The 12,629-nt window shown below is 49.0% G+C and carries 19 protein-coding genes; 16 read left to right on the top strand and 3 right to left on the bottom strand.

Translation table 11 applies throughout. The features are described from left to right. Positions 1 to 13 precede the first annotated feature (13 nt). Positions 14 to 418: an OsmC family protein gene (locus J6J28_RS08795; RefSeq protein ID WP_301721363.1), complete on the top strand. Its 405-nt coding sequence runs from the start codon at positions 14 to 16 to the stop codon at positions 416 to 418. Then, entirely contained in the window at positions 419 to 1,285 is an 867-nt protein-coding gene (locus tag J6J28_RS08790) for a 23S rRNA (adenine(2030)-N(6))-methyltransferase RlmJ (protein ID WP_301721166.1), read from the top strand. 10 nt (positions 1,286 to 1,295) lie between these two features. Here the strand turns inward: J6J28_RS08790 and J6J28_RS08785 are convergent, their stop codons facing one another. Both J6J28_RS08785 and J6J28_RS08780 read right to left on the bottom strand, forming a co-directional pair. Next, positions 1,296 to 2,189, bottom strand: a complete 894-nt coding sequence (locus J6J28_RS08785; protein WP_301721165.1) for a phosphoribulokinase — start codon at positions 2,187 to 2,189, stop codon at positions 1,296 to 1,298. Between the two features lie 87 nt (positions 2,190 to 2,276). Then, positions 2,277 to 2,513, bottom strand: a complete 237-nt coding sequence (locus tag J6J28_RS08780; RefSeq protein WP_301721164.1) for a SlyX family protein — start codon at positions 2,511 to 2,513, stop codon at positions 2,277 to 2,279. 87 nt (positions 2,514 to 2,600) lie between these two features. Here J6J28_RS08780 and fkpA point away from each other — a divergent pair, with 87 nt between their 5' ends. From fkpA to J6J28_RS08725, 11 genes are all read left to right on the top strand, one after another. Then, the gene (gene fkpA, locus J6J28_RS08775; RefSeq protein ID WP_301721163.1) at positions 2,601 to 3,392 is read left to right on the top strand and encodes an FKBP-type peptidyl-prolyl cis-trans isomerase; all 792 of its coding nucleotides are present in this window, start codon (positions 2,601 to 2,603) and stop codon (positions 3,390 to 3,392) included. 235 nt (positions 3,393 to 3,627) lie between these two features. Beyond that, entirely contained in the window at positions 3,628 to 4,059 is a 432-nt protein-coding gene (locus tag J6J28_RS08770) for a hypothetical protein (protein WP_301721162.1), read from the top strand. Positions 4,060 to 4,140: 81 nt separating this feature from the next. Further along, positions 4,141 to 4,365, top strand: a complete 225-nt coding sequence (locus J6J28_RS08765) for an RHS repeat-associated core domain-containing protein (RefSeq protein ID WP_301721160.1) — start codon at positions 4,141 to 4,143, stop codon at positions 4,363 to 4,365. Between the two features lie 302 nt (positions 4,366 to 4,667). Next, complete coding sequence (locus J6J28_RS08760; RefSeq protein ID WP_301721159.1) at positions 4,668 to 4,991, top strand: hypothetical protein; 324 nt, start codon at positions 4,668 to 4,670, stop codon at positions 4,989 to 4,991. A 384-nt stretch (positions 4,992 to 5,375) separates the two neighbouring features. Further along, positions 5,376 to 5,900 (top strand): RHS repeat domain-containing protein, encoded by a 525-nt coding sequence (locus J6J28_RS08755; protein ID WP_301721158.1) that lies wholly within the window; start codon positions 5,376 to 5,378, stop codon positions 5,898 to 5,900. Between the two features lie 44 nt (positions 5,901 to 5,944). Further along, positions 5,945 to 6,262, top strand: a complete 318-nt coding sequence (locus J6J28_RS08750; protein WP_301721156.1) for a hypothetical protein — start codon at positions 5,945 to 5,947, stop codon at positions 6,260 to 6,262. A gap of 123 nt (positions 6,263 to 6,385) precedes the next feature. Beyond that, positions 6,386 to 6,880 (top strand): hypothetical protein, encoded by a 495-nt coding sequence (locus J6J28_RS08745; RefSeq protein WP_301721154.1) that lies wholly within the window; start codon positions 6,386 to 6,388, stop codon positions 6,878 to 6,880. 66 nt (positions 6,881 to 6,946) lie between these two features. Beyond that, positions 6,947 to 7,504 carry an RHS repeat-associated core domain-containing protein gene (locus J6J28_RS08740; protein WP_301721152.1) on the top strand — a complete coding sequence of 186 codons (558 nt, stop codon included), beginning with the start codon at positions 6,947 to 6,949 and terminating at the stop codon, positions 7,502 to 7,504. After that, the gene (locus tag J6J28_RS08735; protein ID WP_301721151.1) at positions 7,494 to 7,874 is read left to right on the top strand and encodes a hypothetical protein; all 381 of its coding nucleotides are present in this window, start codon (positions 7,494 to 7,496) and stop codon (positions 7,872 to 7,874) included. Before J6J28_RS08740 ends, J6J28_RS08735 begins: the two co-directional genes overlap by 11 nt. Before the next feature lie 122 nt (positions 7,875 to 7,996). Then, on the top strand, positions 7,997 to 8,314 hold the full coding sequence (locus J6J28_RS08730; RefSeq protein WP_301721149.1) for a hypothetical protein: 318 nt from the start codon (positions 7,997 to 7,999) through the stop codon (positions 8,312 to 8,314). Next, on the top strand, positions 8,315 to 8,743 hold the full coding sequence (locus tag J6J28_RS08725) for a hypothetical protein (RefSeq protein ID WP_301721148.1): 429 nt from the start codon (positions 8,315 to 8,317) through the stop codon (positions 8,741 to 8,743). It abuts the gene before it with no gap. 205 nt (positions 8,744 to 8,948) lie between these two features. Here the strand turns inward: J6J28_RS08725 and rsd are convergent, their stop codons facing one another. Next, complete coding sequence (gene rsd / locus J6J28_RS08720; protein WP_301721147.1) at positions 8,949 to 9,419, bottom strand: sigma D regulator; 471 nt, start codon at positions 9,417 to 9,419, stop codon at positions 8,949 to 8,951. A gap of 88 nt (positions 9,420 to 9,507) precedes the next feature. Between rsd and nudC the strand changes: the two genes are divergently transcribed. The 3 genes from nudC to J6J28_RS08705 all read left to right on the top strand — a co-directional run bounded on the left by nudC (position 9,508) and on the right by J6J28_RS08705 (position 12,628). After that, positions 9,508 to 10,329, top strand: coding sequence for an NAD(+) diphosphatase (gene nudC, locus J6J28_RS08715; protein WP_301721146.1), 822 nt, complete (start codon positions 9,508 to 9,510; stop codon positions 10,327 to 10,329). A gap of 69 nt (positions 10,330 to 10,398) precedes the next feature. Continuing rightward, positions 10,399 to 11,463 carry a uroporphyrinogen decarboxylase gene (gene hemE / locus J6J28_RS08710; RefSeq protein WP_301721145.1) on the top strand — a complete coding sequence of 355 codons (1,065 nt, stop codon included), beginning with the start codon at positions 10,399 to 10,401 and terminating at the stop codon, positions 11,461 to 11,463. Between the two features lie 109 nt (positions 11,464 to 11,572). Beyond that, entirely contained in the window at positions 11,573 to 12,628 is a 1,056-nt protein-coding gene (locus J6J28_RS08705; protein ID WP_301721144.1) for an efflux RND transporter periplasmic adaptor subunit, read from the top strand. The last annotated feature ends 1 nt before the right edge of the window (position 12,629 follow it).

The following is a 12,629-nucleotide window of genomic DNA, read 5'->3' as shown; positions in this document are numbered from 1 at the left end:
CATGGCAGCAGCAATGAAATCAACTGTTGAATGGCAACAGGGCATGGTCTTTAAGGCCACCTCAGGCACCGGTCACGACGTCCTCCTCGATGGCGATAAAGCCGTGGCTGGTTCTCCCATGGAGTTGGTGCTTGCTGCGGCCGGAGCCTGTTCATCCGTAGACGTGGTGAGTATTCTGGAAAAAGCACGGCAGCAGGTCACTGGCTGTCGCTGCGAAGTCAACGGTGAACGCGCTGATGCAGTGCCGGCCGTGTTTACGAAGATCCACCTGCATTTTGTGGTGACGGGTAAAGATGTTGCAGAAAAGCACGTCGAGCGCGCCGTTCAACTGTCGGCCGAAAAGTATTGTTCGGTAGCGAAGATGCTGGAAGCCGCTGTCGAAATGTCACACAGTTACAGTATCGAGCAGGCCGACTAAGTGAACTATCGCCATAGTTATCATGCCGGTAATTTTGCTGATGTAATGAAACACGCTCTGCAATGGGCGTGTTTGTCGTATCTGCAGCAAAAGGAAAAGCCGTTCTGGTTATTGGACACCCATGCCGGAATTGGTATGTACGATTTGCAGGGCGAGCAGGCGCAGAAAACCGCGGAATGGGAACTCGGCATCAAACGCCTGTTGCAGGCGGCGGACGTACCTGAAGCTCTTAGCGGTTATGTGCAGGCGGTGCGTGACCTGAATCTGCCCGAGGACAGCTGCCGCTGGTATCCGGGCTCGCCCTATCTGGCGGCGTTGCAGCTACGTGAGCAGGACCAGCTGACCTTGTGCGAACTTCACCCTGAAGACGCACAGCTTCTGGCCGAAAATGTTGTACAGGATTTTCCCCGGAGCCAACGCATAACCGTTGCTGGCGGTCGGAATGGCTTTGCTGCATTAAAAGCGCTGACCCCGCCACCTATCAAGCGGGGCATGGTCTTGATCGACCCACCGTTTGAACAACCGGACGAGTTTGCGCAGGTGCTTAATGCGCTGGCTGACGGCACCAAACGCTGGGCGAACGGAACTTATGTGGTGTGGTATCCGATTAAGGATCCCGTGGTGGCCAGTGAGTTTCAACAGGCGGTTGCTGACTTGCCGCAGGTCAGCAAAGCTATGGCTGTTGATTTATTGATTCGCGGCGCGCAAGACTCGAGCCGCTTAAACGGTTGCGGCATGCTGTTTATTAATCCGCCTTATGGCGTGGTGCAACAGTTACCGACCATCATGAACTTTCTGACCCCTTTACTCAAACAAGAGCGCGGTGCCGAATGGCAAAGTCACTGGCTGGTGGGTGAAGAAGACTAGTTCTTCAAAGTTAACTCTTCAACCAGCCTGGCTTGCCGCCGTGTAATTTGGCGAACATCATTTCTTCAATCAGCGGTGCCAGTATCAACTCCATCGCAAATACCATCTTGCCGCCCGGTACCACCAGGGTATTCATGCGCGACATAAATGAACCATCGATCATTTGCAGATAGTAGGGGAAATTGACGTTACGCATGCCGCGAAAACGGATCACGACGAAGCTCTCGTCTAGCGACGGAATGTCTTTGGCGCTGAACGGGTTCGAGGTATCTACGGTCGGCACCCGTTGGAAGTTAATATGGGTACGCGAAAATTGCGGCACGATGTGATGGATGTAATCTTCCATGCTGCGCACTATGCTTTGCGTTACCGCTTCGCGACTATGGCCTCGCTCGGCAGTGTCGCGGAGCAGCTTCTGGATCCATTCCAAGTTGACGATGGGAACCATGCCGATCAGCAAATCTACGTACTTAGCGACGTCATGGTCGGCCGTTTTTACGCCACCATGAAGGCCTTCGTAAAACAGCAGGTCGGTATCATCCTGCACCGGCTCCCAGGGCGTGAAGGTGCCTGGCATCTGGTGATAAGGCACGGCGTCATCAAAATTGTGTAGATACCGCCGCACTTCGCCTTTGCCACTTTCGCCATATTCGCGAAATAACGCCTCTAACCGGTTAAAATCATTCGCTTCTGGCCCGAAGTAACTGATATGACGGCCTTGTTCCTGTGCTTTACGGATGGCAACGTCCATTTCCGGGCGCGAGTACAGGTGGAAGCTGTCACCCTCAACACAGGCCGCAGTGAGATCCTGCGAACGGAAAATATGCCGCAATGCCTGACTGGTGGTGGTGGTGCCTGCTCCTGATGAGCCGGTAACCGCAATAATTGGATGTTTGACCGACATGCTGACTCCGTTAAAGTTGAATGAATGTTATACGGGGTCAGCTAACAGCGGTCAAGTTAAGCTCGAATTGCTGGCTCCACCGGGCCATTAATAATGCGGTGGCACATCGGCCGCAGGGTCGTTGTTGTCGTTATCGTCACTGCGCTCCTGCAGCTGTTGCAGGCGCTGCCCAAGCAGTTGCAATTTATGCTGCATAAGTTGCAGTTGTTCAGATTGTACGGTGACCAATTGATTGAGAGTTTCAATCGTGTCATCTTGAAACGCTAACCGACTTTCTAAATCGGCAACGCGCGTTTGCAGTTCACTCTCATGCTGTTCAGCCATAGGCAAATGCACCTGTTTATGTGTAGTATAGTGATCGCGACAAATTAGACCTTGTTAGACGCAAGAATTCAATCATGGAGTAAGTGAATGAGCTATTTAAAAAAGACTTTAGCGCTTAGCCTTGTTGCTATCGCGATTAGCGGTTGTACTCAGCAAAAGCAGGAAGCCTATCCTGTTTCTGAAAAAGCACCAACTGAAGAGCAGGCAAAAATGGCTTATGCTCTGGGTGCCTCAGTGGGTACTTTTGTGAACAGCAACCTGGATGAGCAAGAGAAAATGGAGTTCGTGCTTGACCGTAACCAGGTTATTGCCGGGTTTGTTGATTCACTGAAAGCTGAATCGAAGTTAACCGAAGAAGAACAACAGCAATTACTCACGGACATGCAAAAGCAATTCACCGAGAAAAAAGCAGCCAATTTGGGTGCTGAAGCGCAAGCAACGGGTGAAGCTTACCGAGCTGAAAATGCCGAGAAAGAAGGCGTTATGGTGACCGAATCAGGCCTGCAGTACGAAGTGCTGACCGAAGGCGCTGAGGGTGGTAAGCAGCCTGCAGCTGACGATATCGTTGAAGTTCACTACGAGGGAACCCTTGTTGACGGAACCGTCTTTGACAGCTCTGTCGAGCGCGGTGAACCAGCAGTATTCCCACTCAACCGAGTGATCCCAGGCTGGACCGAAGGTGTGCAGTTAATGAGCGTAGGTGACAAGTACCGCTTCGTTATCCCACCTGAATTAGCTTACGGTGATCGTGAAGTCGGTGGCGGCACAATTCCACCGAAATCAACGCTCATCTTCGAAGTTGAGCTGCTTGACGTAAAAGACAAGCCAGCAACGGAAGCAGCGCCTGAAGCAGCTGCAGACGTTGAAGCGCAGGGCTAAGCCTTAAGCTTCCTTAATCTCCCTTAAGAAAGCATAGAAAAGCGCCGTTCACCGGCGCTTTTTTTTGGAAGGCAAGGCAGAGGTCAAAACAACTACTCAACAAATTGTTGAGGGCGCTAGAAGTACCGTAAGGATTCTCGCAGGGGATGATTGATGTTTAAAAGAGTATATTTGGCTTTTAAAGGCTCAAGGTTATGGTTGGCAGCAATAGATTCAGCCAAGCGAAGAGATTACGATGAGTCGAAAAAGGGGTAGAGTTTTGTGGAGCTGGATTCCAAATACGTCTGTGGGCAATATAGCACTTGATGAACCTTTAGAAAGTGTTAAAAGTAAGCAGGAGTTATTAGCTGGCGATGAGGATTCCATAACTGGATGGGCGTCATACTTTATTCCAGAGCAAGATATCTATATAGATGTTGAAGATGGAAAAGTCGTTTCTATTACTTCATATAAAAAATTCTATTACAAGGGTAAGAATTGTATAGGTTTAAATATCTTAGAGCTGGGAGAACTTCTTGGGGTGCTACCAGATGAAATTGGTATTCCATTAGAATTTGAAGATGGAGAAATAAAAACTCCGAGGGAATATTCTGAACTGGGTTTACAACTCTGGACTACTAATAATCACGTAATTTCAATCACTTGTTTAACTTACAAAGATAACTAGCCTTTGTATCCAAAGCCTTTCTCGTGAGGGGCTTGGTAGCCTTCATAATTCTGTATCAGCTAAGAAGGACTGCCGGAGTACGTGAACTACACCAGTGGGGCAATCTTGCTGGCGGATGAGCGCGGAAGCATCATCGCCGAGATGACAAGCTCCGGTGCCCTGCTGCAAGCGCATCAGTACGATGCCTACGGCAACCCAAAGAACAGCAGCGATGCACGCTTTCGTTTTACCGGGCAAATCCTCATCCCCGGCACCGAGCTGTACTACTACAAAGCACGGGTTTACCATCCGCGGCTGGGCCGGTAATCCCCCATAAAAACATGTTAGTAAGCACTTTCTTTGTGAAGCTGGTTGTATATGGCGCACCCGACTAAAGTCGAACCTGTGGCCTCCGCCTCAGGACGAAAAGTTCTCGGTCAGAATAGAAACCTGATTTTTGAGGTGGAAGAAAAACCACCTGCGGCGCTCGTTTAGACTCTGCAATAGAGTTCATGCTGGGAAGCTGATTTGCCTTACTCTTGTTCAAAGGAATCCCACAATGTTGTAATGTTGTTTATATGATGCTAGGTTCAAGTTTCTTATTTTTAGCATTACATGGAAGTTGCTCTATGAAACTACTTGTTGGAAATCTTTTAGCCTTAAGCCTTTTCTTTATTCCTTTACCTTCATATGCGCAAACCTCTCAGGAAATCTGTTGGACCACATATACAGAGGTATCGAGGCCGAACGGAACACTCCCAGATGGCACGCCAAGATACGAAACTGTTCTTGTTGAAGGGCGGACATGTTATGACATGGCAAATCTCGATGGTGGTTGGCCAGGGGTAGGCGGCAACGAGCAGGATTATGAGTTTGGTGGAGGTGGTGCAGGCGCTGGAGGATTTCAATTGGGAGCGCTAGGTTACTGTAATGTAACATGCGCAATGAAATAATGAGTTTGATCATACGTGTTCTTGGAAGTGCTGTTGGTCTGGTTATGCTTCTGATGGGAGGCTGGCTTATTTATAGGCCTCTTTTCGGTAATATGCTTGAAAGCCTCAATGCAGTCGCTTTTATTTTACTGGGCTGTTTATTTATTTATTACGGTATTACCGGGAGAGGTAATATATTTCGAAAGTAATAGGGGTAACTATAAACCCGTGGCAGTGGATGCTTAGTTGCGACAGAGTCAAGTTCCAGATTTTCACTGGGTGCGACCATCGCTCCGACGCCTTAACATGCCTGGCTCTAGACCTTCGAGCATACTGACATTTTAAAAAGGCAATCGCACGCGGTTTAATAATGAGTACTATAGAGTCGATGCAGACAGCAACCAATTGACCGGGCACCGTGTCGGTGCCAGTGGTAGCTATGCATCGATATGGAGTTATGACAATGCAGGTAATCAGCTGCAAAAAGAGACCCACACTTGGACCTATGGCGGTGATAATCGCGTACGCCGGCTGACACGCTCATCAGGGTTTTACTACGAAAACTGGTATGACACTAACGGGCAGCGGGTTGCCAAGAGCTCGACGACGACTGATTGGCACTTTTTGTATGGCCAAAGCGGTGAACTGCTGAGTGAAACCAAGAACGGGCCACATGTGAAAAGTTATATTTGGCTTGAAGGCGAGCTGGTTGCGCTTGTTTATAATGATGACTTGTACTTTGTCCACAACGACCATTTAGGTCGCCCGCATAAGGTAACCGATGATGCGAAAGTGGTGGTTTGGGAGGCCGATTTGCAAAGCTTTGACCGCAGTGTTGTGAGCTCTAGCATAGGTACGCTGAATATCGGCTTCCCAGGTCAAATCAGGCCTTTGGTAATTTCAACGACGGTTCTAGAGCTGAGGCTTTAGGTATTCCATCTGATGTTGCGGATAAGGCTGCGGGTGTAATGTTAATGAATAACATCATAGAAGACGAAATCAGGTGCAAATGCACGAAACGGATTGCTGAGATATTTCGAGTTGATAAAGGAAGCTTAGGCGACGATACAGATTTAACAAAACTGTGTGAGGCCCAATCGGCAAGGTTTTGGAAACGTAACGTGGCTGATAAGGTGCTAGATGATATAAGAGATGCTGCGGGTAAAGAGTCGCTCAAACTGCTAAATAGTGGTGAATTCGAGGTGAGAACTTTTGCTGACTATGTCCGGTTTATGCAGATATGTTACGAAGAAAATCCGAGACTTGTTCAAATAGTGATAGGTGAGGTTTGACGTGCCTGCAGAAGCCGTTTCGATGACATCTCCCGGAAATTATTCTTTGTTCTTGGGAGACAACAACTGCCAAGATTATGTAGATAGAGTGATCGATAACTATAAGAAGCTGAGTGACTAAAAATGAAAATCGCGGTTGTTCTTGTTCTTGTTCTTGTTCTTGTTCTTGTGGCTATTGTATCCGTCATGGGGCTCCCATATATCTATCGATTACTTGATCTGTATACGGCAAATCAAGAGAAGTTTCTGCCAATTGCTCAAGCCAACCTCACTGAAGATTTATATAAACTTGATTTTTCACCCCCGCGCTCGGGGTATTTTGAGGTTGGATTGCTATCCAAGGATGGGGTTTCGGTCGAAACTTTGCAGACACTATCGATGAATGGTCATTTAAAAATAGAGCGTGGTCGAGATGTATTATGGGAGATGGATATAGATAAACCTCTTCATTTTCGGTCTCCTAATAATCCCGAAATAGTTAATAAGGCAATTCTATTTCAGTTTCCCGTTAACACGCTGATCAATAGTACACCGTTGAAGATAAGCTACCAGCCTGAAAGTGACGAACCTAACACAAAGTTCCCTATAATTTATGTTTCGATTAGCGCAGCGTACTAGTATAGGGGCTGAATATCGGCTTTACTCCAGGCATCTTGCCTTCCACCCTTCGGGTCATCGCAAGCGATGTTCAAACATGTTCCGGACATGTTTGTCCAGGCCAGTACTGGGGCAGCGAGAGCGCCACATGGCAGAACTGGCATCGAGATTATGATCCGAGCCACGGGGCGCTATATCCAGTCAGACCCGATTGGGTTGAGCGGTGGGATGAATACGTATGCCTACGCATCGTCAAACCCGATTATAAGAACTGACTATTATGGATTGGCTGACTGTAATCAGCAAAAAGATTGTATGCAAGAAGCACTAAATACGTACTCTATGGAAAAGTCTGTAAATGCGATAGTCGGATTCGGAGTAGGTTCATCGATGTTTGGTTCTTCGGCTCAAGCTTTGAATAAGACAGCTAAAAAACCAAGAGGTGGAATTGCTGGAGGTGGTCCTAGCGGTCGTTATACGAGCTATTCCCGGCGGTTTTTTGAAAATGGCTGGGGTCGTACGCTAGGAAGAACAGCGATAAGCTCAGTAGCCAAGCTAACTGGAATTGTTGGCGCTGGGGTAGGTGCATGGTTCCAGCATTACAATGCATTTCAAGCTTATATGGAGTGCGTCGATGGCAATTGATTTTGACGCACGCAAAGCCGCGTTAGATATTCTAACGAAATTGGACATGGGTAGTATCAAGCTCCAAGAGCTGGAGAATGAGTGGCCTCGCTCTCAAGACCCAGCGTTGAATGGGATTAAGCGCTGGCTTTGGACACTTTATAGTGATGAAGATGACGTACTTACAGTACGGCAATTGTCTGATTGCGATCAAAGGACCTTAGCCAACTGTAAGTTGTTTCTAGCATCAAACTACGAGTTTCCGATGAAAGAATTAACTGCTATCTCCAAAGCAAAGGAAAAGCTACGATGGGGCGTGGAGTGGAACGTAGAGTGTACTCTTCCCGACTACGACAGTTGGCCTTTCCCTAGAGAAATAAAAGACAACTAGGCTGGGTCGAGCACTTTATGAAAACTGGTCTTACAATAGCGGGTACCTAGGAACTCAATGACCACTTAGGTCGCCCGCATAAAGTAACCGATGACACGAAAGCAGTCGTTTGGGAGGCAGACTTGCAAAGCTTTGACCGTAGTGTTGTGAACTTTAGCATTCCAACGAGTATGTTCAACCAGTATGGGAATCCCGTAACGCCAAATGAGCTTGCGGACATGATGGAAAAGCAAGATTACGATGGTAAACAACCTGTAAAGCTTCACTCTTGCGAGACGGGTTCAAAAGGGACGAGCACATTTTCACAAAAGTTAGCAGACCTGTTAAATCAACCTGTTACGGCTCCCGCAGTTCCTTATCTGGTAAATACAAATGGATGGCAAGGACTGCAAAGTGATGGTGAGTGGGTGACATTTAGGCCTCAGAATGGAGGAAATTAATTGAAACTATTATTGCTTGTTTTGGCGCTATGCTTGGTCTCTATGTCACACGCCTTGCCAGCGCAGACTCATCTTGAAGGTGTGGAGGTGCGCGTCGAAGCTTTGGGTGAAGGCTATCGAGCGATGTGCTCAATTGTGGAAATTGAAACACCAACTTTTAAGCGAGACGGAAAGTTGCTAAGCAATGTAATTTCAAGCGTTTCCATATACTCGACGGTCCAAGATAGCCTTGTTTCGGTATCTAAGTTAAGCGTTGAATTGTGGGAGCAGCGCTATCTTTCCGTCGGTTGTTTACCGTTAAATCAGGATTATCGTGTTGAGATCGATATCGCCTACCACCCTGAGGGACAGCTTGAGCTCTGTCCTAAGCGTTTACAAATAAGTGATTTGAGGAGTTTTATAAATGCCAAGGATGAAAAGGAGATGTAACGGGCTTTTCAAAAAGAGACCAACACTTGGACCTATGGCGGTGACAACCGTGTGCACCGACTGGCACTTTTTGTATGGTCAAAGTGGCGAACGGCTCTGACGATACGGTAGCGCTTAGCTACGATGCTGCGGGGAGTTACAGCATCGTGTTTGCTAAAAGTTGCAGAAAGGGAACCAAAAAAGCTTGGCGGTCACGCTCTTGCCGCTAGAGTAAACGGTGCTGTTCCAGGGCGTGCAAGAGGCGATCTTCAAACTCCATCCGCAATTCCAGTGCTTCTGCGAGGCCAGATAAGTGACGGTCAAAGTCGTCGAAGTGCGTATCATCGACACTGTTGCCATATTGGTCGTGGAAGGCGAGGGCGACTTCTGTAGTTTCGCTGATCAGAGGGAAAAGCTCAGCGGCAAGCTCTTCCGTTTCAGCGGGCTTATCGCCACAGTTTGCGATGATCTGGTCGTAAATCTCGAAGTGACCCGCGGAAACGTAATCCACCAGCAGTCCGCAAAAGTTACGCACATCTTCCGCCGCCGGGAGCGCTGACGTTTCTTTGTCATAGGGTGGCAAGCCAGCAAGCTTGAAATATTCGATGAGCAGAAGTTGGCGTTCCTGTAGCCAGGTATCGATCGCCTGGTGGGCTCCGCCCCAACGTTGTTTGGCTTGTTCTTGTCGCTTCAGCATGCTTACCTCTCCTTCTATGCGTAGTGTCAATCTTCCGATGATGCTAAGCTTAGGTCAATAGTTTTTACCATATAGATAAAATGCCATTATGACAAAACCTTATCAACGTCCTTCTGCTGACGAGCCGGCCTGGTGGTTTATTTGTGCCGGTGGTGAGATTGTTCTTGATGACGATCACCAGCCTCCTCATGGCCGCGCTGAAGAGTTACCGCTGCCTACCCTGGATGAGTACCAAATTATCTGGTTGGGAGAAGTGCGCGAGCGTAGTTGCTACCTGGTGTTGGCCGACTATGGCGATGATGCCTTTGCCGCCCTTGGCGAGTTCCAGTCGCTGCGGCCCTTGATCGAAAAGCACGATGAAGAAATGTTTTCGATGGCGTCACGGGCAAAGCAGATTACGGAGTTTGTTTCCACGCACCGGTTTTGTGGTCGCTGTGGCGCCCGCATGCAAGCGGTTGACTGGGAACTGGCAATGCAATGCCACACCTGTAAGCATCGCTGCTACCCGCGTATTTCGCCGTGCATTATCGTCGCCATTCGCAATGGTAAGAAAATTCTTCTGGCTCGCGGTGAACGGCACCGACCCGGACTCTATTCGGTCCTGGCGGGCTTTGTTGAGTCAGGCGAAACCCTTGAACAGACGCTGGCTCGGGAGGTCATGGAAGAGGCAGGCATCAAAGTCAAAAACGTTCAGTATGTCTGTAGTCAGCCATGGCCATTCCCTAATTCTCTCATGATGGGCTTTACCGCAGAGTGGGAAAGTGGCGACCTGCACTTTGATCCTTTTGAGCTGGAAGACGGTGCCTGGTATGGATTTGATGAATTACCGGATATCCCCCTGCCAGGTACCATCGCGAATCGCTTGATCGAAACCGTAAAAGCGCAAATAGAGCAAGAATCTGAGACCTGAGACTGATAGAATAGCGTCGCAATTTTTGACCGGCCAATCTTTAAAGTTAAACATGGGTAGTACAAGCGAATGAGTACTTTGCAGAATGATCTCTATTTACGTGCATTGTTGCGAGAGCCGACAGAGCGCACCCCGATTTGGATGATGCGCCAGGCAGGCAGGTATTTGCCTGAGTATCGCGAGATCCGTAAAGAAGCTGGCGATTTTATGACGCTATGCAAGAATCCGGAGCTGGCATGTGAGGTCACTATGCAGCCGCTGCGTCGATTCCCACTGGATGCCGCCATTTTGTTTTCAGACATTCTGACCATCCCAGATGCGATGGGGCTGGGCCTCTATTTTGAAACCGGCGAAGGTCCAAAATTTGAGCGTCCCGTTCGCGATTTAGCCGCGATCAATAAATTAGCGGTGCCGGATCCTGAGCAAGAGCTCGGTTATGTAATGAATGCCGTGCGTACAATTCGTCGCGAGCTGAAAGGTTCAGTGCCACTGATTGGTTTTTCTGGCAGCCCGTGGACGCTGGCGACCTACATGGTCGAAGGTGGCAGCACCAAGAACTTCAGTGAAGTAAAAAAGTTGATGTTTGCTGAGCCACAGGCAATGCATAAGTTGCTGGATACGTTGGCGCAGTCGGTCACAAGTTATTTGAATGCGCAGATTGCTGCGGGTGCGCAAGCCGTTATGGTTTTCGATACCTGGGGCGGGGTACTCAGCCCACGCGATTACCGCGAATTCTCGCTGCGTTACATGCAACAGATTGTGGATGGGCTGACACGGGAAAACGAAGGGCGTCGTGTACCTGTCACCTTGTTTACCAAAAATGCTGGCCCCTGGTTGGACGAAATGGCCAAAACCGGTGCAGATGCTTTGGGCGTCGATTGGACCACAGATCTTGCCGATGCGCGCAAATTAGTGCAGGACAAAGTCGCCTTACAGGGCAATATGGACCCTAGCATGCTATACGCGTCGCCAGCACGAATTGAAGAAGAAGTGGCAAGCATTCTGGCAAGTTATGGCCACGGCCACGGTCATGTATTTAACCTTGGCCACGGCATTCACCCGCAAGTCGATCCAGACCACGCAAAAGCGTTTATTGAAGCCGTGCATAAGCTCAGCCCTGCCTATCACCGCTAATTTGCGGTAAACCTCAACGAATCGGCGGTAAGCGGGGCTGCCGCCGGGTCGTGTCACTGTACAATACCGCCATAGTGTTAGAATTCCTTCACAGCACGTCGGGGAGTAGATGGCGGTGGCAAAATTTTTTAATCCGGTTTCCTTAATCGTCGCACTGTTAGCATTAGCGGCGGCTTATTTCATTTTCATTCATGAACCAGTCATTGAAGAGCAGCGAGCGCAAGACGCCGTTCCTGTTAAAGTGACTGCGGCTGAGATTAAACCTTTTCGCGATATCATTGCAGCTATTGGTACCGCTCAGGCGAATGAGTCGGTAGTGATCACTGCGCAAACCCAGGAAAAAGTGGTCGCGGTTCATTTCAGCGATGGCCAGACCGTATCAGCGGGTGATTTACTGGTTGAACTTGATGCGCGCGAAGAACAAGCCCGCGTGCAGGAGCTGAAGTTCCGCCTGGCAGAAGCGAAACGCCAATACCAACGGTTACAGGACCTGGCCCGCCAGAACGCCGCCTCACAGCAGCAGCTTGAAACTCAGGATGTTGTGGTTAAAGAAATTGTGGCATTACTTGAAGTTGCTGAAACCCAGCTGGCGCAAAAACGCATCGTCGCGCCATTTGACGGCCGTTTAGGTATTCGTCAGATTAGCGTGGGCTCGCTGGTGGCACCAGGACAAGAAATCACCACCCTTGATGACATTACCCCGATCAAACTGGATTTCAGTGTACCAGAACTGGTGTTCGCCAGCCTGGCAATTGACCAGACGATTACTGCGCTAAGCGGTGCTTACCCGGGACGCGAGTTTCAGGGCATCATCCGCAGTATTGATTCGCGGGTAGATCCGCTCACGCGCTCAATTTTAGTGCGCGCCGAAGTTCCTAATGAGAACCTTTTGTTGCGTCCGGGGATGTTGCTGCGGGTCGAATTATTGCGCAGTGTTGATAGCGTTATGCTGCTGCCTGAGCGCGCCGTGGTACCCATGGATACCCGGCATTTTGTGTATGTCGTTGACGAAGATAACATCGCCAGAGAGCGCCAAATTACCATCGGTCGTCGTCAGCCGGGTGTTGTGGAAATTCTTGATGGCCTTGAGCCTGGCGAACAGATTGTAACTGAAGGCATCGTGCGCATGCGCGATGGCATCGAAGTTACCATTAAGGAGAGCTAAT

Source organism: Pseudidiomarina terrestris, assembly GCF_030466375.1.
GTDB classification, from domain to species: domain Bacteria; phylum Pseudomonadota; class Gammaproteobacteria; order Enterobacterales; family Alteromonadaceae; genus Pseudidiomarina; species Pseudidiomarina terrestris.
This window is presented reverse-complemented; position numbering and strand designations above follow the sequence as displayed.

What these genes read in the sequence shown, in the direction of transcription:
- J6J28_RS08750 (WP_301721156.1), top strand. Translation starts at nt 5,945, where the DNA reads ATGAATAACATCATAGAAGACGAAATCAGGTGCAAATGCACGAAACGG.
- J6J28_RS08745 (WP_301721154.1), top strand. Translation starts at nt 6,386, where the DNA reads ATGAAAATCGCGGTTGTTCTTGTTCTTGTTCTTGTTCTTGTTCTTGTG.
- J6J28_RS08735 (WP_301721151.1), top strand. Translation starts at nt 7,494, where the DNA reads ATGGCAATTGATTTTGACGCACGCAAAGCCGCGTTAGATATTCTAACG.
- J6J28_RS08760 (WP_301721159.1), top strand. Translation starts at nt 4,668, where the DNA reads ATGAAACTACTTGTTGGAAATCTTTTAGCCTTAAGCCTTTTCTTTATT.
- nudC (WP_301721146.1), top strand. Translation starts at nt 9,508, where the DNA reads ATGACAAAACCTTATCAACGTCCTTCTGCTGACGAGCCGGCCTGGTGG.
- J6J28_RS08785 (WP_301721165.1), bottom strand. Translation starts at nt 2,189, where the DNA reads ATGTCGGTCAAACATCCAATTATTGCGGTTACCGGCTCATCAGGAGCA.
- hemE (WP_301721145.1), top strand. Translation starts at nt 10,399, where the DNA reads ATGAGTACTTTGCAGAATGATCTCTATTTACGTGCATTGTTGCGAGAG.
- rsd (WP_301721147.1), bottom strand. Translation starts at nt 9,419, where the DNA reads ATGCTGAAGCGACAAGAACAAGCCAAACAACGTTGGGGCGGAGCCCAC.
- J6J28_RS08740 (WP_301721152.1), top strand. Translation starts at nt 6,947, where the DNA reads ATGTTCAAACATGTTCCGGACATGTTTGTCCAGGCCAGTACTGGGGCA.
- J6J28_RS08780 (WP_301721164.1), bottom strand. Translation starts at nt 2,513, where the DNA reads ATGGCTGAACAGCATGAGAGTGAACTGCAAACGCGCGTTGCCGATTTA.
- J6J28_RS08795 (WP_301721363.1), top strand. Translation starts at nt 14, where the DNA reads ATGAAATCAACTGTTGAATGGCAACAGGGCATGGTCTTTAAGGCCACC.
- J6J28_RS08770 (WP_301721162.1), top strand. Translation starts at nt 3,628, where the DNA reads ATGAGTCGAAAAAGGGGTAGAGTTTTGTGGAGCTGGATTCCAAATACG.
- fkpA (WP_301721163.1), top strand. Translation starts at nt 2,601, where the DNA reads ATGAGCTATTTAAAAAAGACTTTAGCGCTTAGCCTTGTTGCTATCGCG.
- J6J28_RS08705 (WP_301721144.1), top strand. Translation starts at nt 11,573, where the DNA reads ATGGCGGTGGCAAAATTTTTTAATCCGGTTTCCTTAATCGTCGCACTG.